The sequence below is a fragment of the Pseudomonas sp. PH1b genome (assembly GCF_000633395.1).
Classification (GTDB): domain Bacteria; phylum Pseudomonadota; class Gammaproteobacteria; order Pseudomonadales; family Pseudomonadaceae; genus Aquipseudomonas.
The window spans coordinates 101,191-123,881 of sequence record NZ_AYMU01000030.1 but is presented as its reverse complement, the minus strand read 5'-3'; the positions used below and the strand labels follow the sequence as shown (position 1 = coordinate 123,881).

The following is a 22,691-nucleotide window of genomic DNA, read 5'->3' as shown; positions in this document are numbered from 1 at the left end:
CTCCTACGGTTGGGTGCGGTGCTGGGGGTGTTGTAGGAGCCGGCTTGCCGGCGAAGGGGGCCTTGGGGTGTGTGCAGGGCCTGCGGGCCTCTTCGCTGGCAAGCCAGCTCCTACAGGAGGGCGGTGGTGGGTCAGGGCAGTTGGCTGATGTAGGTGCCGGTGCCCTTGAGGATGTTCTGCAGGGTCTGCTCCACTTCGGCAAGGTCCGAGGCCGCGGTGCTGTGGCGGATCTCCAGGTGGTCGGCGCCGTTCAGGGCGTCGGCGTCGGCCGCGGCGATCTCGATCAGCAGGGCAGTGGGGCTCAGGGTGACCTTGACGCCGTCAAGGGTCGAGGGCTCGCCGTCGAGGGTGATTTCCAGTTCGTCCTCGTCCGGGTAGCGGCTCATCAGGAACATCTCGCCCTGGGTGCTGTGGCAGCAGAGCATGGCCATGTTGTCTTCTTCGTCGTCGCACGGGTTGGCGATCAGATGGGCAGTGGTCATTTGCATGGCAGGGGTCCTGAAGGTGGCGCGATGGGGGCCGCAAATCGGCAATTCTGCCAGCCCGGGGGAATTTCTGCTGGTTTGTCTGTCAGACAACAGGTTGCCGGCGCAAGCAACGGCCTGCTGGTTTCTGGTACGCAAGTACCGTGAAACCGGGAGAAACCCGGGGTTTTTCCTCTCCGGCTGCTAGTGTTGTTCAGCAGGCAAGCCGTCAGTAGCGTGCCGATGACCGAATATGTCGCAGCATCGCAAGCAGCTGTCGCGTCGCACTCGTTAAGCTGCGCAGCGGACACATTGTCTTCAAGTGCAATAGGTTGCGTCTGAATCGTGATGGTCACCTGTAAAGGCATTGCGCTTTTGTATGAAAGCTCCGGTCGTTTTTGCAGATGCCCATCCCTTCGAAGGTGAATGTGACCTGCGTGTCTCGTCCAGCTTCACCCACCTGTCATCCTGCAACCTCTGCCCGAGATCAGGAGCAGGATGCAGCACCGCCCCGCAAGGGGATTGCACGCGACGCTTTCATCAATAACAAGCCCAAGCGGAGTACCACAGATGGCGTTCTTCACCGCAGCCAGCAAGGCCGACTTCCAGCACCAACTGCAAGCGGCACTGGCCCAGCACATCAGTGAACAGGCACTGCCACAAGTGGCGCTGTTCGCTGAACAATTCTTCGGCATCATTTCCCTGGACGAACTCACCCAGCGTCGCATGTCCGACCTGGCGGGCTGCACCCTTTCTGCCTGGCGCCTGCTTGAGCGCTTCGATCACGCGCAGCCGCAGGTGCGCGTCTACAACCCCGACTACGAACGCCATGGCTGGCAGTCGACCCACACCGCCGTGGAAGTCCTGCACCATGACCTGCCGTTTCTGGTGGACTCGGTGCGCACCGAGCTCAACCGTCGCGGCTACAGCATCCACACCCTGCAGACCACCGTGCTCAGCGTGCGTCGCGGCAGCAAGGGCGAGCTGCAGGAAATCCTGCCCAAGGGCACCCAGGGTGAAGGCATCCAGCAAGAATCGCTGATGTACCTGGAAATCGACCGCTGCGCCAACGCCGCCGAACTCAGCGTGCTGGGCAAGGAGCTGGAGCAGGTACTGGGCGAGGTGCGGGTCGCCGTGGCCGACTTCGAGCCGATGAAGGCCAAGGTTCAGGAACTGATCCAGAGCATCGACAACAGCCAGTTCGCCATCGCCGCCGAAGAAAAGACCGAGATCAAGAGCTTCCTCGAATGGCTGGTGGGCAACCACTTCACCTTCCTCGGCTACGAAGAATTCGTGGTCGGCGCCGACCAGGACGGCGGGCATATCGAATATGACCCAAGCTCGTTCCTCGGCCTGGCCAAGCTGCTGCGCGCCGGCCTGACCAGCGAAGACCTGCGCATCGAAGACTACGCGGTCAACTACCTGCGCGAACCGACGCCGCTGTCGTTCGCCAAGGCCGCGCACCCGAGCCGCGTGCACCGTCCGGCCTACCCGGACTTCGTCTCGATCCGCCAGATCGATGCCGACGGCAAGGTGATCAAGGAATGCCGCTTCATGGGCCTCTACACCTCTTCGGTGTACGGCGAGAGCGTGCGCGTGATTCCCTACATCCGCCGCAAGGTCGAAGTCATCGAGCAGCGCTCGGGCTTCCAGGCCAAGGCGCACTTGGGCAAGGAACTGGCCCAGGTTCTCGAGGTGCTGCCTCGCGACGATCTGTTCCAGACCCCGGTGGACGAGCTGTTCAGCACCGTGATGTCGATCGTGCAGATCCAGGAACGCAACAAGATCCGCGTGTTCCTGCGCAAGGACCCCTACGGCCGTTTCTGCTACTGCCTGGCCTACGTGCCGCGTGACATCTATTCCACCGAAGTGCGGCAGAAGATCCAGCAAGTGCTGATGGATCGCCTGCAAGCCACCGACTGCGAATTCTGGACCTTCTTCTCCGAGTCGGTACTGGCCCGGGTGCAGTTGATCCTGCGGGTGGACCCGAAACAGCGCATCGACATCGATCCGCTGCTGCTGGAAAAGGAAGTGGTGCAGGCCTGCCGCAGCTGGCAGGACGACTACGCCAGCCTGGTGGTGGAAAGCTTCGGCGAAGCCCACGGCACCAACGTGCTGGCGGATTTCCCCAAAGGCTTCCCGGCCGGCTACCGCGAGCGCTTCGCCGCGCACTCGGCGGTGGTGGACATGCAGCACCTGCTGAGCCTGACCGAAGCCAACCCGCTGGTGATGAGCTTCTACCAGCCCCTGGGCCAGGTCTCCGGCCAGCGCGAGCTGCACTGCAAGCTGTACCACGCCGACACCCCGCTGGCGCTGTCCGACGTGCTGCCGATCCTGGAAAACCTCGGCCTGCGGGTGCTGGGTGAATTCCCGTACCGCCTGCGTCACAACAACGGCCGCGAGTTCTGGATCCACGATTTTGCCTTCACCGCCGCCGAAGGCCTGGACCTGGACATCCAGCAGCTCAACGACACCCTGCAGGACGCCTTCGTCCACATCGTCCGTGGCGACGCCGAGAACGATGCCTTCAACCGCCTGGTACTGACCGCCGGCCTGCCATGGCGCGATGTGGCGCTGCTGCGTGCCTACGCCCGCTACCTGAAGCAGATCCGCCTGGGCTTTGACCTGGGCTACATCGCCAGCACCCTGACCAACCACACCGACATCGCCCGCGAGTTGACCCGGTTGTTCAAGACCCGCTTCTACCTGGCGCGCAAGCTCACCAGCGATGACCTGGAAGACAAGCAGCAGCGTCTGGAGCAGGCGATCCTCACCGCCCTGGACGAGGTCCAGGTGCTCAACGAAGACCGCATCCTGCGGCGCTACCTGGACCTGATCAAGGCCACCCTGCGCACCAACTTCTACCAGACCGACGCCAACGGCCAGAACAAGTCCTACTTCAGCTTCAAGTTCAACCCGCACCTGATCCCCGAGCTGCCCAAGCCGGTGCCCAAGTTCGAAATCTTCGTCTACTCGCCACGGGTGGAAGGCGTGCACCTGCGCTTTGGCAACGTGGCCCGTGGTGGCCTGCGCTGGTCCGACCGTGAAGAAGACTTCCGTACCGAAGTCCTGGGCCTGGTAAAAGCCCAGCAAGTGAAGAACTCGGTGATCGTGCCGGTGGGCGCCAAGGGCGGCTTCCTGCCTCGTCGCCTGCCGCTGGGCGGCAGCCGGGACGAGATCGCGGCCGAGGGCATCGCCTGCTACCGCATCTTCATCTCCGGCCTGCTGGACATCACCGACAACCTCAAGGACGGCGCCTTGGTGCCACCGGCCAACGTGGTCCGTCACGACAACGATGACCCCTACCTGGTGGTGGCGGCAGACAAGGGCACCGCGACCTTCTCCGACATCGCCAACGGCATTGCCATCGACTACGGCTTCTGGCTCGGCGATGCCTTCGCCTCCGGTGGTTCGGCCGGTTACGACCACAAGAAGATGGGCATCACCGCCAAGGGCGCGTGGGTCGGCGTGCAGCGCCACTTCCGCGAGCGCGGGATCAATGTCCAGGAAGACAGCATCACCGTGGTCGGCGTCGGCGACATGGCCGGCGACGTGTTCGGCAACGGCTTGCTGATGTCCGACAAGCTGCAACTGGTGGCGGCGTTCAACCACCTGCACATCTTCATCGACCCGAACCCGAACCCGGCCACCAGCTTCGTCGAGCGCCAGCGCATGTTCGACCTGCCGCGCTCGGCCTGGAGCGACTACGACACCAGCATCATGTCCGAAGGCGGCGGAATCTTCTCGCGCAGCGCGAAGAGCATCGCCATCTCGCCGCAGATGAAGGAACGCTTCGACATCCAGGCCGACAAGCTGACCCCCACCGAGCTGCTCAACGCCTTGCTCAAGGCGCCGGTGGACCTGCTGTGGAACGGCGGCATCGGCACCTACGTCAAGGCCAGCACCGAGAGCCACGCTGACGTCGGCGACAAGGCCAACGACGCCCTGCGGGTCAACGGTAACGAGCTGCGCTGCAAGGTGGTGGGCGAGGGCGGCAACCTCGGCATGACCCAGCTGGGGCGTGTGGAGTTCGGCCTCAATGGCGGCGGTTCCAACACCGACTTCATCGACAACGCCGGTGGCGTGGACTGCTCCGACCACGAAGTGAACATCAAGATCCTGCTCAACGAAGTGGTGCAGGCCGGCGACATGACCGACAAGCAGCGCAACCAGCTGCTGGCCAGCATGACCGACGAAGTCGGCGGCCTGGTGTTGGGCAACAACTACAAGCAGACCCAGGCCCTGTCCCTGGCCGCGCGCCGTGCCTACGAGCGTGCTGCCGAGTACAAGCGCCTGATGAGCGACCTGGAAGGCCGGGGCAAGCTGGACCGCGCCATCGAGTACCTGCCGACCGAGGAGCAGCTCGTCGAGCGTGCCGCCACTGGCAAGGGCCTGACCCGTCCGGAGCTGTCGGTGCTGATTTCCTACAGCAAGATCGACCTCAAGGAAGCCCTGCTCAAGTCCCTGGTACCGGATGACGACTACCTGACCCGTGACATGGAGACCGCGTTCCCGCCAAGCCTGGTGGCCAAGTTCTCCGAAGCCATGCGTCGCCACCGCCTGAAGCGCGAGATCGTCAGCACCCAGATCGCCAACGACCTGGTCAACCACATGGGCATCACCTTCGTGCAGCGCTTGAAGGAGTCCACCGGCATGAGCCCGGCGAACGTGGCCGGTGCCTACGTGATCGTGCGGGACATCTTCCACCTGCCGCACTGGTTCCGGCAGATCGAAGCCCTGGACCACCAGGTTTCGGCCCAGGTCCAGCTGGAACTGATGGACGAGCTGATGCGCCTTGGCCGTCGGGCTACCCGCTGGTTCCTGCGCAGCCGGCGCAACGAGCAGGATGCCGCTCGCGATGTGGCGCACTTCGGTCCGCACCTGGCGGCCCTGGGGCTGAAGCTCGACGAGCTGCTGGAAGGCCCGACCCGTGAGGGCTGGCAGAACCGTTACCAGGCCTATGTCGAGGCCGGTGTGCCGGAGTTGCTGGCGCGCATGGTTGCAGGTACTACCCACCTGTACACCCTGCTGCCGATCATCGAGGCCGCTGACGTCACCGGCCAGAGCGCGGCCGATGTGGCCAAGGCCTACTTCGCCGTGGGCAGCGCCCTGGACCTGCCGTGGTACCTGCAGCAGATCAGCGATCTGCCGGTGGGCAACAACTGGCAGGCCCAGGCCCGTGAAGCCTTCCGCGACGACGTGGACTGGCAGCAGCGGGCGATCACCATCAAGGTGCTGCAGATGGCCGATGCGCCGGACGACATGGAGGCCCGCGTGGCCCTGTGGCTGGAGCAGAACGCGAGCATGGCCGATCGCTGGCGCGCCATGATGGTGGAAATCCGTGCCGCCAGCGGCACTGACTACGCCATGTATGCGGTGGCCAATCGTGAACTGCTGGACCTGGCCATGAGCGGTCAGTCGGTGCTGTAACGGCCTGATCCCGCCCTAACCAAAAAAGCCCCGTATCTGTCGATACGGGGCTTTTTTATTGGCTGTCGATCATGCCGGCGCGAGCCGCGCCGTGGCGCAACCGATCAGTGTTTGCCCGAGGCGTCCTGCTCGACCACCATGTCCAGCACGTAGACCGTGGACGGGGCGTCGGCCGGCGGGTTCTTCCACTGGTACTGCTTGACCCGCAGCACGTTGCGCACGCCGTCCTGGTGCTCGTAGCCCTCGATGGACTGGTACAGCGGGTGCCACTGATCCTGGGTCGGCAGTTGCAGGCCGGCAGCGTCATAGCGGCGCTCGCGCACCTGCAGGCACTGGTAGTTGGGGATCAGCGGGTGGCTGCACTTGACGGTGCTGGCGGCCACTTCCAGGAAGCGAATCTCGCCCTGGCTGCCATAGCGGGTCTCGGGGGTGGCTTCACCGGCGAAGGTGAGCACGGCGCCGTCCTGGGTGGTCAGCTGCAGGCTGGGCTCGGCGCCGTCGGTGGTGAGGGCGGTCCGCAACTCGCCCTTGAGGCGCCGGCCGATTTCCGCGTCCAGCTCCATCAGGCTGCGCTCGCAGGCCATCATGGTGGAGGCCATCTGGGTGATGTGCAGTACGCCGTTTTCATAGCGATAGCCGCCGAACTGGCCGTTGCAGCCGCCGCTGATGTTCAGGCGCTGGTCGGCGAAGTTCAGCCGCAGCTTGCGTTCGATGCCTTTGTTCAGGGCTGCGATGGGCTGGCCCGAGGCGTCGGTCGCCGAGACCAGGTTCCAGTAGTAGGCAGAGAGCGCCGGCTGGGCCGTGGCGGAGGTGCTGGTAACGGGCACGGAAGGCGATCCTTCATGAGAGGTAGAGACCGGGGCGCAGGCCTGGAGCAGGGCAGCGCAGACGGAGACTAGGAGAATATTTTGCTTCATGGTTCGCTCTTTCAGCCTGGATAGGGGGAGGCGGCATGCTGCGCAGGCAGGATGCACGCGCCGGTAAACCGGGGCATCGAGGCCCTTTGCAGGGGCTTGCATACGGTCAACGGTGCCCGCAGTACGGGCCGCGAGCGGCCACTGCAATCCTCAATGGATGATCCCGGCCTTGACCGATTGCAATGTGACAGCACGAGCTGGGATCGGTTTCATGGCCGGGGCTGTCAGGGAGTGTTACCAAATTTTGCATGATGCGCCTCGCACAAGCCCGTGGCCGTATCGAGCCTCGCCCCGAGGGCCCGATACGAGTCATGGGTTGCAGGGGCTCAATGGGCCAGGGGCGTCAGCACTTCATCCTTGGCGTCCATCAGCATGAACACCAGCAGCTTGGCCGGCTCGGTCTGGCTGGCGTTGGCCGACAGCGGATGCTGCGAACCGGCGGGTTCGAACCAGGACTCCCCGGCCTTGTAGGTGATGCTCGGGCCATCGTTGACCTGGGAGGTGATGGCGCCTTGCAGCACATAGGCCATGGCCGCGCCGGCATGCCGGTGAGGCACGGTGGCCTGGCCCGGGGCGTAGTCGACGGTGAGCATCATGACCTTCTTGCCCGGCAGATTGGCCAGTGCGTGGTCTTGCAGCACCGCCAGTTTTTCCTGGCCGTACACCGGGTCGTTGGCGACGGCGCCCAGGGAGGTCATCAGGGCCAGGGCGGCGAGGGCACCAGTCAGGGCTTTCATCTTCAGTTTCTCCAGCAGGTTGAGGTGGAGCCAGGCTAAGCCCTCGACCGCCGAAGTCCGATAACCAATCCCGGCAAAGAACACCAGACCAATGCCGACGTGGCGCAAGCAAGGCCCCGGGCTCAGGCGATCTGCCGCAGGATGTCGCGCACCTTGTCCAGGGCCGGGTCGATGTCCAGGGTCTCGATGGCGCCGAAGCCGATGATCAGGCCGTCGCGTACCGGGGTGTCATGGAAGAAGTGATGCAGGGAATAGAGGCCCACTTCGACCTTCTTCGCCAGCTCCAGCAGCAGTGGGATGTTCACCGGCACCTTGCACAGTGCCGCCATGTGGAACCCGGCGGTGCAGGGCACCGCCTGCAACCAGGGCGCCAGGTCGCCCTGCAGGCGCTGGAGGATGCGTTCCCGGCGCCCGGCATACACCCCATGGCAACGGCGGATGTGTTTTTGCAGGCAGCCGTCGTTGATGAACTTGGCCAGGGCCCATTGGCCCAGGGTCGGGGTGTGGCAGTCACTGAGCTGCTTGGCCTTGATCACCGCCGCGAGGATCGCCGGCGGCAGCACCGCGTAGCCCAGGCGCAGCTGCGCCAGCATGCTTTTGGAGAAGGTCCCGACATAGGCCACCATGCCGTGGCTGTCCTGGCTCTGCAGGGAATCGGTGGGCCGGCCTTCGTAGCGGAACTCGCTGTCGTAATCGTCTTCGATGATGATCGCCCCCAGCGCCCTGGCGCGCTCCAGCAGCGCTTCGCGGCGGGCCTGGCTCATGGGCATGCCCAGCGGAAACTGGTGGGACGGGGTGACGTAGATCAGCCGCACCCCGTCGGGTATCAACGCCACCTGGATGCCTTCTTCGTCTACCGGAATGCCCACCACCCGGGCTCCCTGGGCGCTGAACAGCAAGCGCGCCGGGGTGTAGCCGGGGTCTTCCATGGCCACCAGGCTGCCGGGTTCCAGCACCACCCGGGCGATCAGGTCCAGGGCCTGCTGCGCGCCGTTGCACACCACCAGGTCCTGGTCGCTGCAGACCACCCCCCGGGAGAAGGCCACGTGCCCAGCGATGGCGCTGCGCAGGGCCGGCAGGCCTTCGGCCTGACTGTAGAAACCGCCGCTCTGGGCCATGCGCCGCAGGGCGTCCTGGGTGCAGCGGCGCCAGTCTTCCTGGGGGAACTGGGCGCGGCTGGTGGCGCCGCCGATGAACTCGTAGCGCAGGGTGCCTTCCAGGGTCGGGTGAGGCAGGGGCGAGGGCAGTGCCTGCCAGCGCGCCAGGCTGTGGGCGCAGGCCAGGTCCTGGGCGCCTTGCTTGCGTTCGGTCTTGACCGGCCGCGGGGTGACGAAGGTGCCGCGGCCAATCTTGCCCACCAGGTAGTTTTCGTAGGTCAGCGCAGCGTAGGTGTCGGAGACGGTCTTGCGCGAGATGCCCAGTTGCTCGGCCAGCAGGCGGCTGGGAGGCAATTGGGTGCCGGCAACCAGGCGCCCGGATTCGATGGCATCGCGCAATTGCTGGTACAGCTGCTGGGCCAGATCCTTGCGGCCGTTGATCACTATATGAAGTTCCATTGCCCCACCTGACGCTGATTCATGGGCGCAAGGTTACTCGTCCCCAGGGGCTTCGTGTAGTCGGCACCGGGCACTGCGGCCCGGTGCCCGCAGCTTCAGAACCAATAGGGCAGGAACTTGGGAGTGGGTTCTTTGGCCAGTTCCAGGTGATAGGTGATGGCGTTGAAGAAAAAGCCATCCAGGCAGAGGAAGGTCAGGGCGCCGAAGCCAAGGATGATCAGCTCGCGATGGGGATGCTCGCCGCCCTGCCGGACAATCACATGGCGCATTGCCGCCAGCACCATGAAGCTGGCGAAGAGGCCGAGGTAGTTCGGTTGCACAGGCGTTGTGGCGAAGTGGTTGTAGAGGCAGGCCACCAGGACCAGGCCCGGTATGGCCAGCGGCAGCCTCAGGCAGAAGCGCAGCATCCAGTTCCTGGCCGCGAGAAATACGCCGCTCTTGTCGATGAAGATATAAGCCGCCAGCAGCGAGATGGCCGGAGTGATGGACAGGATGTAGCGGGCCTTCTTCGAGTTGGGGATGGTGAAGAACACAATCAGGGCCAGGAACCAGGCACTGAGGTACAGCAGCAGGCTGGTCTCGGGCGTTCGCTTCGCCTGGAAAAAGTGCCTGTACTTGCGGGCGATCACGATCACGGCGAAGAACACCGTGACACCGTAGGTCAACAGCCCGGCGCTGAAGTAGAAGTAATAGCGGGGCGCGTGGTCGCTGGCGATGCGCTCCAGCCCCTGCATCATCAGCACTTCCTGCATGAAGGCCGCGCCGCCCTGCACATGGGCGGCCCACGCCAGCAAGGCCACGGCGACGATGAAGATCAGCCCCGAGACCAGCGAGAACACCAGCAGCCTGCGCCATTGCCGGCTCAGCAGGAAATAGGCCGCGACCACGATCGCCGGGCCGATCAGGCCGATAGGCCCGCGAAACGCGAACCCCAGGGCCAGGGCCAGGTACACCAGGCCCTGGCGCGAGGGTTTCTGCTTCAGGTCGGTGGCGTAGCACAGGTAGAAGCTCAGCAGGGCGAACAGCGCCGGATAGACATCCAGGGCCAGGGAATTGACGCTGTCCAGGAAGGCCCAGGTGAACAGTGAGAACAGCACCGCGCACAGCCCCCAGCGCTTCTCATGCAGGGCCCCGAGCTTGTAGATGAACACCAGGATCAGCGCCGCGGCAATGCAATAGGGCAGGCCCATCGACAGGATCGACACTCGCCCCGTGGGCAGGGAGGCCAGGTACATCAGCCAGGTATTGGCAATGGTGTAGTCGGGGTAGGGCTGCAAGTCGTCGGAGATCGGGAACAGGGTCATGCCGTGGTACAGCATGTACTGGGCAAAATCGACAAAGCGAGTGGTGTAGTTGAGGATCGCAGCCTTGTACTGCAAGCCCATGAAAACCGCCAGCGCGACCAGGAAGATACTGAGGCAGGGTTTGTGCAATACCTGTCGTTTCAAAACGTCCATGCTTTCAACTGTTCAAAAAAAAAACGGATCATATAACGGCCGTTTCAGATCGCACCATACAGCCTCAATGACTGTTCAGGCGTGCGACAGGTACGGCCTCCGGCGGCGTTTCGCGGCGATGCCGGGCGGGTCAGGTGGATGTTGCAGGGGGCGCCGCGAGGGCAGTGGTCTCCCGGGAAAACCCGGGATTGGCTATAGGGCATTTTCGGCCGCACCTTTAGCCTGTGCGCTCCCGTTGACCGCCAGAGGTTTGACCCATGCCACCGCGCCTGGATTACTACAGCGCCTCGCCGGAGGCCCTCAAGGGCTTGCTGATGCTGGAGGCCGTGAGCCTTGGGCTGTCCATCGACAAACCCCTGCTGGAACTGGTGAAGATTCGCGTCTCCCAGCTCAATCAGTGCGCCTTCTGCAGTGACATGCACGCAGTCGAGGCACGGCGCCAGGGGGAAAGCGAGCGGCGCCTGTATGCCTTGAGCGTGTGGCGCGACTCGGGGTTCTTCACGCCTCGGGAGCGCGCCGCCCTGGCCTGGTGCGAGTCGGTGACCCTGCTGCCGGCCGCGGGCGTCCCGGATGAGCTCTATGCCCGGGCCCGGGAACAGTTCAGCGAGCGCGAACTGGTGGACCTGACCCTGGCCATCGCCACCATCAACTGCTGGAACCGCCTGGCCGTGAGCTTCGGCCAGCAACCCAGCGAATGACTCCGTTTTATCAACTCCGCAATACAGGTATCCCGCATGAAGCTGTTGCACGTCGACGCCAGCGCCAAGGGCGAGCGTTCCAATTCCCGCGCCCTGGGGCGCTTTTTCATTGAGCAGTTGCAGGACCAGGGCCTGAACCTGGAGATCGATTACCTGGACCTGGCCCAGGAGGCGCCGGAGGCGGTGACCGAGGCGTTCGCCATCGCCACCTACACCGCCCCCGAGGCGCGCACCGCGGCCATGCGCCAGACCCTGGCGGCGTCCGATGCCTTGTGCCGGCGAGTGATGGAGGCCGACGCCTGCCTGTTCGCCATGCCCATGTACAACTGGTCGATGCCGTCGACCTTCAAGGCGTTCATCGACAGCATTACCCGCACCGAGCTGACTTATCTCAACACCCCTGAAGGCATCGTTGGCCAGTTGACTCGGCAGAAGGTGCTGTTTCTCACCAGCCGCGGCGCCGACCTGCGTCCGGGCAACCCCATGGCCTGGATGGATGCCTTGACCCCGGCGCTGCGGGCGGCCTTCGCCTTTATCGGCGTGCAACATCCGCAGTTCGTCGATGCCCAGCCCCTGCAGTTCGCCAACCCCGAGGCCCGTACCGAGGCCCTGGAGCGGGCGCGTATCGAGTTGCAGCAGGTCGCCCGGCAGTGGGCTGCCTGATTCACCAGGCGCTGCGCAAGTGGCGCTCCCTCAGGGCCGTTGCGGCTTGACCGAGGTGCCGAAGGTATTGCCCATGCGCACACTGGTGGCCGCCGGCGTGGCCAGACCGACCTGATTGGGCGGACGCTTGTTCACCGGGTCCTGCAGGGCCTGCTGATTGGCCTGGGCCGCCTTGGCCGCCTCCGGGTTGTTGCCCATCTGTTTGCTCAGGCAGTTGTAGTCGGGGGCCTTGTAGCCTCCGACGCTGACCTCCACGCACCCCTCACTGGCTTCTTCGGCCTGCAGCGTCCAGGGCAGGGCACTGAGCAGCAGGCACGCTGCGGTGTATCGGCTTAATCGTTTCATCCTGGCCTCCTGGCAGGCCCGGGAAAGCGGGCCTCGATGCCGGCCGAGTGTAGTGCAAACCGGGCGCTGAAAAAGTGATGGTTTTTTTGCCGTGGCCGTAACACCAGATTCATAAACTGGCCTCAGGATGACGCTTTTCAGGGATTGGACCACCGTGCAGCGAAGCAGAGCGCAGGTCGGGCGATGGACTTCATTGCGCGGGGGCTTGGCGACCTGTGTGGTGGGCTTCGCGTTGCTCGCGCTGGTGCGGCAGGAGTGGGCGCAGGCCGCTGTCGAGGGGCCGCCGCGGGTGGATTCCCAGGCCTTGCAGGCACTGGATATCCCGGCGCAGGACCTGGCGCAGGCTCTGGAGCGGTTCAGCCGTGCCACCGGGATGGCGGTGCTGGTGGACCGGGAGCTGACCCGGGGCCGGCGTTCGGTGGGGATCAAGGGCCGCTACAGCGCTCGCGAGGGCTTGAGTGGTTTGCTCGCGGGCAGTGGCCTGATGGCCCGTTATGCGCGCAGCGATGCCTTCACCTTGCAGGTGCCGCCGGCCACGCCGGTGCCGCCGCTGCAGGGGGCTGGAGCGCGCCGGGCGGCCAGGCTCAACAGCAGTTATGCCAGTGCCTTGCAGCAGGCGGTGGAGCGTAGCCTGTGTCGTTCGTCCTTGACCCGGCCCGGGCGTTTTCGCGCCTTGCTGCAGCTGTGGATCGGCGCCGATGGTGCGGTGCAGCACAGTCGCCTGGTGAGCTCCACCGGTGACCTGCAGCGTGACGAGGCCCTGGTGCTGGGTCTGGCGGCCACCCGGGTCGAGCGCCCGGCGCCGAGCTCGCTGCGCCAGCCTCTGACCTTACTCTTGATACCGGACACAACAGGGAAACGCATGGACTGCAAGGAATGGGAAGGAGCTTCCGGGGTATGAAAAATACCGGACAGAGTACGATGGTCAGGCTGTTCCTGACGTCCTACGAGGACTTTCGGGTGCGCTTGCGCAGGCGCCTGGGCTCCGAGGACCTGGCCAACGACGTCCTGCACGAAACCTACCTGCGGGTCGACCGCATGGAAGAGCCGCCGAACCTGTTGCAACCCAATGCCTACCTGTACCGCATGGCGCTGAACATCGCCGCCGACCGCCGCCAGTCCGACGCGCGCCTGCTCACCGGCGAGGAAGTCGAAGCATTGCTGCAGATCGCCGATGACGCCCAGGACCCGGCGCGGGTGGTGGGTGGCCAGAAGGAAATCCAGACCCTGCTCAAGGCCCTCTACGAGCTGCCGGCGCGGCGTCGCAAGATCTTTATTGCCGCGCGCCTGGAAGAGGCGCCGCACCTGGAAATCTCCCAGCGTTTCGGCATTTCCACACGGATGGTGGAGAAGGAACTCAAGGCGGCCCTGGGCCATTGCGCCCTGCGTCTTGAAAGAAAAGTCATTCAGCGGTTCGGTCCCGGGGCCGGAAAACCGTCCTAGACAAAGAGTCCCTGATCAATCCGTGAGTACCTGCGCGCTTGAACATCTTTAGCATTTCCACTCCCCAGGCCTCGGCGGACCAGCAACTGCTGAGCGAAGCCCGGGACTGGCTGGTCCTCCTGACCTCGGGCCAGGCCACCGCCGCCGATGCCCGGGCGCTGCGCCAGTGGTGCGCACAAAGCCCCCGGCATGCGGCGGCGTTCGAGCAGACCAAGGCCCTGTGGCATTGCCTGCAGCCGGCCGCCGAGCAGTTGCAGCGCCAGTCGCGGCCACGGCATCTGGGCCGCCGGGCCTTTATCGGTGGCGCGCTGGCGGCCTCGGCCGCGCTGTTCATGGTCCGGCTCACGGTGCCGGGCGGCTTTGCCGGGCTGACCGCGGATTTCGCCACCGAAGTCGGCGAGCAACGCCGGGTCGACCTGGCCGAGGGCGTGAGCCTGGAGCTCAATACCCAGACCCGCATCAGCCGGCGCGAAGTCGGCGCGGGCCAGCAGGGCATCGAACTGTTGGAGGGCGAGGTCGAGGTTTTCAGCCAGAGCCCGCAACCGTTCAAGGTCCAGGCCGGTGATGGCTGGCTGAGTGCCCGTCAGGCGCGTTTCAACCTGCGCAATACCGAGCGCCAGGTGTGTGTGACCTGCATCGAGGGCAGCCTGCAGGTGGAGGTGGCGGGACGCAGCATCCGCCTGGACAGCGGCCGCCAGCTGACCTACGACGCCAGGTCCGTGGGCGAGCCGGTGGTGGTGGACACTCACAGCGTGATCGCCTGGCGCGAACAAGTGCTGGTGTTCGACAACGCCAGCCTCGACACCGTGATCAGCGAGATCAATCGCTATCGCCCGGGGATGTTGCTGCTGCTCAATGCCGAGTTGGGCAAGCGCAAGGTCCAGGCCCGTTTCAACCTCAACCAGCTGGCCGGCGTGGCCCTGCTGATTCGCGATGCCTACGGCGCCAGGTGCACCGAATTGCCGGGTGGCGTGGTGCTGCTCAGCTGAGTCTCACCATGGCTTCGTGTCGCCGTGGCTTCCCCCGACCGCGGTTCCCCTGCACGGCGCCGCTCCAGCGCGATCAGGTCTGCCCCTGTTGTGCTTTCGCCAACGCCAAGGGGGCCGGGCCCCTCGGCATGCTGCCGGCTGCGGACGTGGTTCGAGCGGGCGCAGATCGATGCCATCGGCATCAAGTTCCGGGTTGATTGTCTAGGGCTGCCGGTCCTTGCCCATGGCCTCAATCCAGGGGGCCCAGCACCTGGCGGTAACGTTCTTCACCCTGGGGCGTCTGGCGCACCAGGCGGATCTCCAGTCCAGAAGGGTTGTCCTGGCGATTGCCACTGAGCTGGCGCCAGCCCTTGTCCGGGTTCCAGGTGCGCACCTGCAGGTCGCTGACCCGGTTCAAGACGGCCACGCCGCCCTTGGGCGCCGGCAACGGATAGCGGTCCCGGGCCTCGGCGACGGCGCGGTACAGGGTGTCGCCCTTGAGCCACCAGCGCACCCGCTGCAGGCCTTCTCCCGGGTTCGCGGCGCTGCGGATCACTTCCAGGCGAAAGCCCTTGCTGTCGGAGCTGCGTACGCTCAGCGGCGCCGGGCTGTCGGGCTCGCTGCCCTCGCTCTCGCTGTCGACCAGGTTCGGCTCGCGCAGCTGGGTGCTGGCACGCAGGGCCACGTCGCGCTCCAGCTGGTTGAGGGTGCGCAGCAGTTCTTCGGTCTGCTCGGTGCTTGCCTGCAAGTGGCCGTCAGCCCGGGTGACGCTGTCCAGGCCGCGCCAGGCAATCAGGCTGACCACCGCCATGAGCATGATCGCCACCATCACTTCGATCAGGGTGAAGCCGCTTTGCCGAGGCTTCATGGCTGTTTCACCACTCGCACCTGGCCTGCGGCCGTGCGCTCGACGCTGAGGCGGTGCTGGCCGTCGGACAACTGCACCCGCAGGGGCGGGCTGATCCATTCGGCATTCAAGACCAGGCGCTGCTTGGGTTCGATGCTCACCTGCACCGATGGGGTTTCCCAGGTGCGCGGGCGCAGTTGGCTGTCGTTGCGAAACTCATCGACGCCGGGACCGCCATCCTCTGGACGACTGAAGACAAAGCCCTTGGTATTGGCGCGCCAGGTGATCGGCCGGCCGTCGGCCCGGGCTTCGGCCTGGGCCACCTGCAGCAGCTGCGCCAGGCGCTCGGCGTCCTTGCGCAGGGACTGCAGCGGGTCGGGCCTGATGCTCAGGCTCACCGCCGCGCTGGCGATGCCGATGATCACCAGTACCACCATCAATTCGATCAGGGTGAAGCCTGCTTGCCGCTCGGTGCCCATCACATTGCTCTCCTTGGTGACCGTTGCATCCTGACTGGCGCAGATGATCGTCCAGTGAAATAAAACCGTGAGAATTGCCCTGTAGGCTGCGGGGACGGACAAACAGGAGGTCCCGCCGATGCTACGTGTCATGCAACTTGCCCCGCGTCTAACCGCTCCCCAGCTGCTGCAGTACGCGGCGCTGCTGGCGGCCCTGGCCGGTGTCGCTACCTGGTCGTCCCTGCTGCTGACCCCGGCCGAGTCGCAAACCCCGGCAGTGGCGCCCCAGGTCCTGGCCGCGCGCTCCGACAACCCGGCCTTGCAGTGGTTTGCCAACCAGCCGACGGCGCTTGCTGTCGAGGTTTCCGGGGTCATGGCCGGCGTTCGTGGCGCGGTGGCGATCCTGCGCTTGAACGATGGACCGCCGCGCAGTTTTCTTGCTGGCGAGCAACTGTCCCAGGGCGTGCGCCTGGCGGCCATCGAGGTCGACGGCGTGCTGATCGAGCGCGGCGGTGAACAGTCCCGGGTCAAGGTCAGCAAGCTGCCGGACTCGCCGGCCATGCCGCGCCTGAGCCGCTAAGGCTCATTGCCGCGCCACCGGCGCGCGGCTGACCAGGGTCTCAAGCCGGGCCAGGGGCGGCGCTTCGCGGCTGCGGTCGCGCACCTGCACACTGACCCGCAACAAGCCCGGGGCGCTGTCTGCGGCAATCGCCTGCTCACAACGCAGCTTGAGCCGCCCCTGGTCGCAGTCGAAACTCTTCAATCCGCTGTTCCAGCGGCCCTCCAGGCGCAGTTCGGCCAAGCGGCTCTGGGCCGCCAGCAGGGCCAGGGACTTGTCCCGCAGCAGGCCGTTGCTCTGGGTCATCAGGCCGGCCACGCGCACCGCCGCCGACATCGCCACGGCAATGATGGCCAAGGCCACCAGCACCTCGATCAGGGTAAATCCAGCTTGTTTGCGCAAGGCGTGCATGGGCCGCTCGAGACCGGGAAACAGCCTCGCAGACTAGCCTGCGGGCTTGACCGAATGGCGACTGAAACTCCCGAGGTTTTTCAATATCACTGACATATGTTCTTGCAACACTGCGCGACGAATCGAACTCAAGCCAAGGAATGTCGAGATGGATATCGCGCCTGTAACATCCCTGTCCCGGGGGCCTCGGAGGCAGCGGGGCTTCACCCTGATCGAGATCATGGTGGTGGTGGTCATCCTCGGGATCCTCGCCGCCATGGTGGTGCCCAAGGTCCTCGACCGCCCGGACCAGGCCCGCGCCACTGCGGCCAAGCAGGACATTGCCGGGCTGATGCAGGCCTTGAAGCTGTACCGCCTCGACCACGGCAGCTACCCGAACCAGAACCAGGGCCTGAAGGTGCTGGTGGAGCGCCCGGCCAATGCCAAGGACAGCAACTGGCGCTCCTATCTGGAGCGCTTGCCCAATGACCCTTGGGGCCGCCCGTATCACTACCTGAACCCGGGTGCCAACGGCGAAGTGGACGTGTTTTCCCTCGGCGCCGACGGCCAGCCCGATGGCGAAGGCGTGAACGCCGACATCGGCTCCTGGCAGCTTTAAGGCCAGCCATGAAAGCCCATTCGCCCAGTGCGGCGAAGCAGCGTGGCATGGCCATCATCAGCGCCTTGCTGATCGCCGCGGTGGTGGCGGTGATCGCCGGCGGCATGCTCACCCGGCAAACCTCCTTTACCCGGGCCGTGGAGGCCGAGCAAGGCCGGATCGTCGGCAGCGGGGTGCTCCAGGGCGGCCTGGAATACAGCCGGCAACTGCTCTGGACGGCGCGCCAGCGGGATGTCCTGACGCGCCTCGACCAGGCTTGGGCACGGCCCATTGGTGACCCGGCCCTGGGTGGTTTCAACAGTGCATTCCAGGGCCGCCTGCAAGACCAGCAAGGCAAGTTCAACCTGCGCAACCTGGTGTTCAATCACCAGGTGGACGCCGCGCAACTGCAGAGCTTCGAACAGCTGTGCCAATTGATCGGCATCGACGCGGCCTTGAGCCGGCGCATCAGCCAGCGGGTGATTGCGTCCTATCCCCAGCAGTTGGGCAACCCGTCGGCCGACAGCAGCCCCCGCGGCGGATTCAACAGCGGTCGTTTGACTTCGCCGGGCGCGGCGGCCCAGACCTTGCCGCCCAAGCAGCCGATGCTGCGCAGCCTCGACGATCTGCGCGGGCTCCAGGGCCTGGGCGACGCCCAGCTGGCGCGGCTCGAGCAGTACGTCGGTATCCTGCCGGGCAATACCTGGGTCAACGGCAATACCGCCAGCGCCGAAGTGCTGGCGGCCGTGGTTCCCGGGCTGGAGCTGGCACGGGCCAGGGCCCTGGTGGCCGAGCGGGATGCCGGGCGCTGGTTCATCAACCGTGGTGATTTCATCAACCGCCTGCACAACCCGCAGATCCGGGTGGACCAGCTCAAGGTCGGCATCACCAGCGAATGGTTCCTGTTGCAGGGCCAGGCCCGTCGCGACCAGCGCCGGGTCAGCCTGGAAGCCTTGCTCTACCGCCCCGAGGACCGCATGCCCCAGGTGATCTGGTCGCGGGTGGGGGCATGAGCCGGCTGCGCATTGCCTTGCCGCCGCTGGAATCATTGCTCGAGGCCCCACGGCCTCTGGAATGCCTCCTGGATTTTGCCCGGCTGGATCGTGCCGGGCGGGTCGACGAGGTCGGCCGTTGCCCGTTGGGGCAATGGCGCAGCGGCGGCAAACCGATCGCGGTGGAGTGCTTCCTGCACCCCCTGGACAGCCTGCTGACCCACATCGACATGCCGCAACTGCCGGCCGCGCGGATCAAGGCGGCCGTGGCCTGTGCTGCGCAGACCCTGATCCTCGGTCCCAGCGAGCAGATGCATGTGGCCCACGGCCCCCGGGATGCCAAGGGGCAGGTGGCGCTGAGCTGGTTGCCACGCCAGCGCCTGCAGGCCCTGGGCGGCTTGCTGGAGCAGGCCGGGTTGAAACTCCAGGGGCTGTACCCGGCGCCTTACGCCTTGCCGGTGCCGCCCCCGGGGCAACTGAGCCTGTGCCTGCTGGACCAGCAGTTGCTCATTCGCCAGAGCGTCGAGCAGGGCAGCGTGCAGCCCCTGGTGGAGGAAACCCTGGAGCAGTTGCGGGCCTCTGGCAGCGCGCTGTGCTGGATCGGTGACGAGCCGCCGCTGACGGTGCTTGAGCAACGGCCGGACAAGCAGCGCTGGAGTGGCGTGCCACCGCCCTGGGGCCTGCACAGCGGGGCGGCGCTGGAGCGCGCGGGCCCCCGAGGCTGGGGGCGGGCCCTGGGCTGTTGTGCCCTGGCCGTGGCGGTCTGGGTGCTGGGGCTGAACCTGTATGCGGCCCGTGAAGCCGAGCAGGGCCAGCGGCTCAAGGCGCAGATGAGCGAGCGGGTCAAACAGGTGTTTCCCGAGTTGCCGGTGGTGCTCAACCCCCTGCAACAGGCGCGTCAGCAACTGGCCGCGCGTCAGAGCGGCGCGGCCACGGACCCGACCCAGGGCTTCGTCAACCTGCTGCTGCAGGCCGGCAACGCCATGCCCTTCATGGTAGGCAGCCTGCAGAGCCTGAGCTTCGCCCAGGATCGGCTGCAGCTGGAACCGCTGGCGGACGCCCCCAAGGTGGCCGACAGCGGCTGGCAGGGCGTCTTGAACCAGGCCGGCTACAGCGTCCAGCGCGAGTCCTCGGGCTGGGTTCTGAGCCCGGCGGCACCCGGGGCGGACAATGCCACCGAGAACCCCCAGGGAGCTGACGATGAATAAGGCCATGCTGGCGCAGTACCAGGCCCGTTGGGCCGGCCTTCGAAGCCGGGCCCAGGGGCACTGGCAGGGCCTGGCCCTGCGGGAGAAGCGCCTGCTGACGGCCATGGCCGTGGGCGTGCTGGGGCTGTTGCTGTGGTTGCTGCTGATCCAGCCGCCGCTGAAGAAGATCGATTACTGGCAAGCCGAAACCCCGAAGCTGCGCTCCCAGGCCGAAGCCCTGGAGGTGCTGCTGCACGAAGTGGCGGGCCCTCGCGCCGGCCAGGGCCAAAGCCTGGAACAATCCTTGCGCCAGACCCTGGATGGAGCCGGGCTCAAGGACCACTACCAGTTGCAACCCGCTGATGAAGCCGGCCCCCAGAGCTGGCAGCTGACCTTTGAGCAGGCCCCGGCGGATGCCGCGGTCGGCTGGCTGCTGGGGGCTCCCCGGCAATTTTCACTGCAGGTGGTGGAGGCCCGACTGCAACGCGCAGGCACGGCCGCCGCCGATGACTCGGCAGGCACACTGTCCGGGACCGTTCGCATGGATCAGGCGCAGGGCGCTAAGGAAGCTTCATGAAGTGGTCAGGTTCCATCTACGTGCGCCAGTGTCGCAAGGCCGCACCTTTCCTGCTGCTGGCGTTGGGGGCCTGCAGCAACACCCAGTCCACCACGCCACCGCCGTTACTGGTGGACAGCGAGCTGGGCCAGCCCCTGGGCAGTACCCACAGCAGCGGTGATGCCCTGGTGGATCGCCAGCGCTTGCAGGCACAGCAGGCCCAACGGCCGAAAGTGCTGCACCCGGTCACCCGCAACCGAGCCCTCGGCACACCGCGCAGCACCAGCGTGCCGCGCAATCCGTTGGGGGATCAGCCGGTGCAGCTGAACTTTGTCGACGCCGACATCCAGGCGGTGGTCCGCGCCTTGTCCCGCTCCACCGGGCAGCAGTTCCTGGTGGACCCACGGGTCAAAGGCAACCTGACCCTGGTCAGCGAAGGCCAGGTGCCGGCCCACCAGGCCTACGACATGCTTCTGGCGGCCCTGCGCATGCAGGGCTTCAGCGTGGTGGATGTCGGCGGCGTGGCCCAGGTGGTGCCCGAGGCCGACGCCAAGCTGCTCGGCGGGCCGATCTACAGCGCCGACAAACCGGCCGGCAACGGCATGCTGACTCGCACCTTCCGCCTGCAATACGAGAACGCGGTGAACCTGATCCCGGTGTTGCGGCCGATTGTCTCGCCGAACAACCCGATCAACGCCTACCCGGGCAACAACACCATCGTGGTCACCGACTACGCCGAGAACCTGCAGCGGGTGGCACAGATCATCGACGGCATCGACAGCCCCAGCGCCATCGACACCGATGTGGTGGCGGTGCAGAACGGGATTGCCGTGGACATCGCGACCATGGTCTCCGAACTGCTGGAAACCCAGGGCGCCGACCCGACCCAGAAGATCAGCGTGATCGGCGACCCGCGTTCCAACTCCATCATCATCCGTGCCGGCAGCCCGGAGCGCACCGAGCTGGCGCGCAACCTGATCTACAAACTGGACAACGCCCAGAGCAACCCGAGCAACCTGCACGTGGTCTACCTGCGCAATGCCCAGGCCGGCAAACTGGCCCAGGCCCTGCGCGGCCTGCTCACCGGGGAAAGCGACAGCGGCGGCAGCGACGGCGCCCGGGCCATGCTCAGCGGCATGGGCGGCACCACGCCCAATGGCCAGGGCAGCAGCCAGAACAGCAGCGCCACTCCCACTGGCAGCGGCAACCTCAACAACAGCAATGGCGGCGCGGCCTATGGCCAGGGCGGCAGTGCCAGCAGCCAGGGTGCCAATGGTCAGCAGGGCGACCAGAACACCGCCTTCAGCGCCGGCGGGGTGACCATCCAGGCCGACGCGACCACCAATACCTTGCTGATTTCCGCGCCGGACCCGCTGTACCGCAATCTGCGGGAGGTCATCGACCAGCTCGACCAGCGTCGTGCCCAGGTGGTGATCGAAAGCCTGATCGTCGAAGTGAGCGAAGACGATGCCAGTGAATTCGGCGTGCAATGGCAGGCCGGCAACCTGGGTGGCAAGGGCGGTTTCGGCGGGGTCAACCTGGGAGGCAGCGGCCTGGTGGCCAGCCCTGCCAGCAAGACCAGCATCGACGTGCTGGGCAAGGGCCTGAACATCGGCGTGGTGGACGGCACCGTGGACATCCCCGGCATCGGCAAGGTGCTGGACCTCAAGGTCCTGGCCCGCGCGCTCAAGAGCAAGGGCGGGACCAACGTACTGTCCACGCCGAACTTGCTGACCCTGGACAACGAAGCCGCGAGCATCTTCGTCGGCCAGACCATTCCCTTTGTCACCGGCAGCTATGTCACCGGAGGCGGTGGCACCAGCAACAACCCGTTCCAGACCGTGCAGCGCGAGGAAGTGGGGCTCAAGCTCAATGTCCGGCCGCAGATTTCCGAGGGCGGCACGGTCAAGCTGGACATCTACCAGGAAGTCAGCAGCGTCGATTCCCGGGCTTCGGTGGACGCCGGCACCGTGACCAACAAGCGTGCGATCGACACCAGCATCCTGCTCGATGACGGGCAGATCATGGTCCTGGGCGGGTTGCTCCAGGACGGTTACACCCAGAGCAACGATGCGGTGCCGTGGCTGTCGGAGATTCCCGGCCTGGGGGCGTTGTTTCGCAGTGAGAAGCGCAGCGTTACCAAGACCAACCTGATGGTGTTCCTGCGGCCCTACATCATTCGCGACAGCGGGGCGGGGCGCAGCATTACCCTGAATCGCTACGACTTCATGCGTCGCGCCCAGGGGCAGTTGCAGCCAGAGCGCAGTTGGGCGATGCCGGACATGCAGGCGCCGCAGTTGCCGTCGGCGGCGAAGGCGATCCCGGGGCCGCGGCCGCAGCCGGTGTCGTTGCAGGGGGTGCCGCAGGAAGGGGCCCCGCGCGCGACGATTCGCGCGGTGCCGGTGCAATGAAGCAGGGTGCTTTTT

At 65.7% G+C, this 22,691-nt stretch carries 21 protein-coding genes; 12 read left to right on the top strand and 9 right to left on the bottom strand.

Going from position 1 to position 22,691, the window contains the following annotated elements; genetic code table 11:
* Positions 1-131 precede the first annotated feature (131 nt).
* The gene (locus U873_RS0130960; RefSeq protein WP_025131943.1) at positions 132-488 is read right to left on the bottom strand and encodes a hypothetical protein; all 357 of its coding nucleotides are present in this window, start codon (positions 486-488) and stop codon (positions 132-134) included.
* A 546-nt stretch (positions 489-1,034) separates the two neighbouring features.
* Here U873_RS0130960 and U873_RS0130955 point away from each other — a divergent pair.
* A complete protein-coding gene (locus tag U873_RS0130955) occupies positions 1,035-5,894 on the top strand; it encodes an NAD-glutamate dehydrogenase (protein WP_025131942.1) in 4,860 nt (1,619 codons plus the stop codon).
* Positions 5,895-5,998: 104 nt separating this feature from the next.
* Here U873_RS0130955 and U873_RS0130950 read toward each other — a convergent pair whose 3' ends face one another.
* The 4 genes from U873_RS0130950 to U873_RS0130935 all read right to left on the bottom strand — a co-directional run bounded on the left by U873_RS0130950 (position 5,999) and on the right by U873_RS0130935 (position 10,561).
* A complete protein-coding gene (locus U873_RS0130950) occupies positions 5,999-6,721 on the bottom strand; it encodes an META and DUF4377 domain-containing protein (RefSeq protein ID WP_256245228.1) in 723 nt (240 codons plus the stop codon).
* A 416-nt stretch (positions 6,722-7,137) separates the two neighbouring features.
* Positions 7,138-7,548, bottom strand: a complete 411-nt coding sequence (locus tag U873_RS0130945) for a cupin domain-containing protein (protein ID WP_025131940.1) — start codon at positions 7,546-7,548, stop codon at positions 7,138-7,140.
* A 122-nt stretch (positions 7,549-7,670) separates the two neighbouring features.
* Positions 7,671-9,104 carry a PLP-dependent aminotransferase family protein gene (locus U873_RS0130940; RefSeq protein WP_025131939.1) on the bottom strand — a complete coding sequence of 478 codons (1,434 nt, stop codon included), beginning with the start codon at positions 9,102-9,104 and terminating at the stop codon, positions 7,671-7,673.
* 95 nt (positions 9,105-9,199) lie between these two features.
* On the bottom strand, positions 9,200-10,561 hold the full coding sequence (locus U873_RS0130935) for a glycosyltransferase family 39 protein (protein WP_025131938.1): 1,362 nt from the start codon (positions 10,559-10,561) through the stop codon (positions 9,200-9,202).
* Positions 10,562-10,818: 257 nt separating this feature from the next.
* Here U873_RS0130935 and U873_RS0130930 point away from each other — a divergent pair, with 257 nt between their 5' ends.
* Both U873_RS0130930 and U873_RS0130925 read left to right on the top strand, forming a co-directional pair.
* Entirely contained in the window at positions 10,819-11,259 is a 441-nt protein-coding gene (locus tag U873_RS0130930; RefSeq protein WP_025131937.1) for a carboxymuconolactone decarboxylase family protein, read from the top strand.
* Between the two features lie 36 nt (positions 11,260-11,295).
* Entirely contained in the window at positions 11,296-11,922 is a 627-nt protein-coding gene (locus U873_RS0130925; protein WP_025131936.1) for an FMN-dependent NADH-azoreductase, read from the top strand.
* Positions 11,923-11,952: 30 nt separating this feature from the next.
* Here U873_RS0130925 and U873_RS0130920 read toward each other — a convergent pair whose 3' ends face one another.
* Positions 11,953-12,267, bottom strand: coding sequence for a hypothetical protein (locus tag U873_RS0130920; RefSeq protein ID WP_025131935.1), 315 nt, complete (start codon positions 12,265-12,267; stop codon positions 11,953-11,955).
* Positions 12,268-12,421: 154 nt separating this feature from the next.
* On the opposite strand from U873_RS0130920, the gene U873_RS0130915 reads away from it, so the two are divergent.
* Genes U873_RS0130915 through U873_RS0130905 form a run of 3 tightly spaced genes read left to right on the top strand, consistent with a single transcriptional unit; the run spans position 12,422 to position 14,699 of the window.
* Entirely contained in the window at positions 12,422-13,168 is a 747-nt protein-coding gene (locus U873_RS0130915) for an STN domain-containing protein (protein ID WP_371261377.1), read from the top strand.
* Positions 13,165-13,710 carry an RNA polymerase sigma factor gene (locus U873_RS0130910; protein WP_025131933.1) on the top strand — a complete coding sequence of 182 codons (546 nt, stop codon included), beginning with the start codon at positions 13,165-13,167 and terminating at the stop codon, positions 13,708-13,710. Before U873_RS0130915 ends, U873_RS0130910 begins: the two co-directional genes overlap by 4 nt.
* Positions 13,711-13,748: 38 nt before the next feature.
* The gene (locus tag U873_RS0130905) at positions 13,749-14,699 is read left to right on the top strand and encodes a FecR domain-containing protein (RefSeq protein WP_025131932.1); all 951 of its coding nucleotides are present in this window, start codon (positions 13,749-13,751) and stop codon (positions 14,697-14,699) included.
* Between the two features lie 229 nt (positions 14,700-14,928).
* Here U873_RS0130905 and U873_RS0130900 read toward each other — a convergent pair whose 3' ends face one another.
* Together U873_RS0130900 and gspH are read right to left on the bottom strand one after the other, a co-directional pair.
* Positions 14,929-15,546: a type II secretion system protein GspJ gene (locus tag U873_RS0130900; protein WP_025131931.1), complete on the bottom strand. Its 618-nt coding sequence runs from the start codon at positions 15,544-15,546 to the stop codon at positions 14,929-14,931.
* Complete coding sequence (gspH, locus tag U873_RS0130895) at positions 15,543-16,004, bottom strand: type II secretion system minor pseudopilin GspH (RefSeq protein ID WP_025131930.1); 462 nt, start codon at positions 16,002-16,004, stop codon at positions 15,543-15,545. Before gspH ends, U873_RS0130900 begins: the two co-directional genes overlap by 4 nt.
* A gap of 118 nt (positions 16,005-16,122) precedes the next feature.
* On the opposite strand from gspH, the gene U873_RS0130890 reads away from it, so the two are divergent.
* Positions 16,123-16,563 (top strand): type II secretion system protein N, encoded by a 441-nt coding sequence (locus tag U873_RS0130890; RefSeq protein ID WP_081818737.1) that lies wholly within the window; start codon positions 16,123-16,125, stop codon positions 16,561-16,563.
* A gap of 3 nt (positions 16,564-16,566) precedes the next feature.
* Here the strand turns inward: U873_RS0130890 and gspI are convergent, their stop codons facing one another.
* Positions 16,567-16,953, bottom strand: coding sequence for a type II secretion system minor pseudopilin GspI (gspI, locus tag U873_RS0130885; protein ID WP_025131928.1), 387 nt, complete (start codon positions 16,951-16,953; stop codon positions 16,567-16,569).
* Positions 16,954-17,101: 148 nt separating this feature from the next.
* Here gspI and gspG point away from each other — a divergent pair, with 148 nt between their 5' ends.
* The 5 genes from gspG to gspD are packed head-to-tail and all read left to right on the top strand — an operon-like array spanning position 17,102 to position 22,676.
* Positions 17,102-17,551 (top strand): type II secretion system major pseudopilin GspG, encoded by a 450-nt coding sequence (gene gspG / locus U873_RS0130880; protein ID WP_025131927.1) that lies wholly within the window; start codon positions 17,102-17,104, stop codon positions 17,549-17,551.
* Between the two features lie 8 nt (positions 17,552-17,559).
* Complete coding sequence (gene gspK, locus U873_RS0130875; RefSeq protein WP_025131926.1) at positions 17,560-18,543, top strand: type II secretion system minor pseudopilin GspK; 984 nt, start codon at positions 17,560-17,562, stop codon at positions 18,541-18,543.
* Positions 18,540-19,730 carry a type II secretion system protein GspL gene (gene gspL / locus U873_RS0130870; protein ID WP_025131925.1) on the top strand — a complete coding sequence of 397 codons (1,191 nt, stop codon included), beginning with the start codon at positions 18,540-18,542 and terminating at the stop codon, positions 19,728-19,730. Before gspK ends, gspL begins: the two co-directional genes overlap by 4 nt.
* The gene (gspM, locus tag U873_RS0130865; RefSeq protein ID WP_025131924.1) at positions 19,723-20,286 is read left to right on the top strand and encodes a type II secretion system protein GspM; all 564 of its coding nucleotides are present in this window, start codon (positions 19,723-19,725) and stop codon (positions 20,284-20,286) included. The genes gspL and gspM overlap by 8 nt, the downstream gene beginning before the upstream one ends.
* Complete coding sequence (gspD, locus tag U873_RS0130860; RefSeq protein ID WP_025131923.1) at positions 20,283-22,676, top strand: type II secretion system secretin GspD; 2,394 nt, start codon at positions 20,283-20,285, stop codon at positions 22,674-22,676. The genes gspM and gspD overlap by 4 nt, the downstream gene beginning before the upstream one ends.
* The last annotated feature ends 15 nt before the right edge of the window (positions 22,677-22,691 follow it).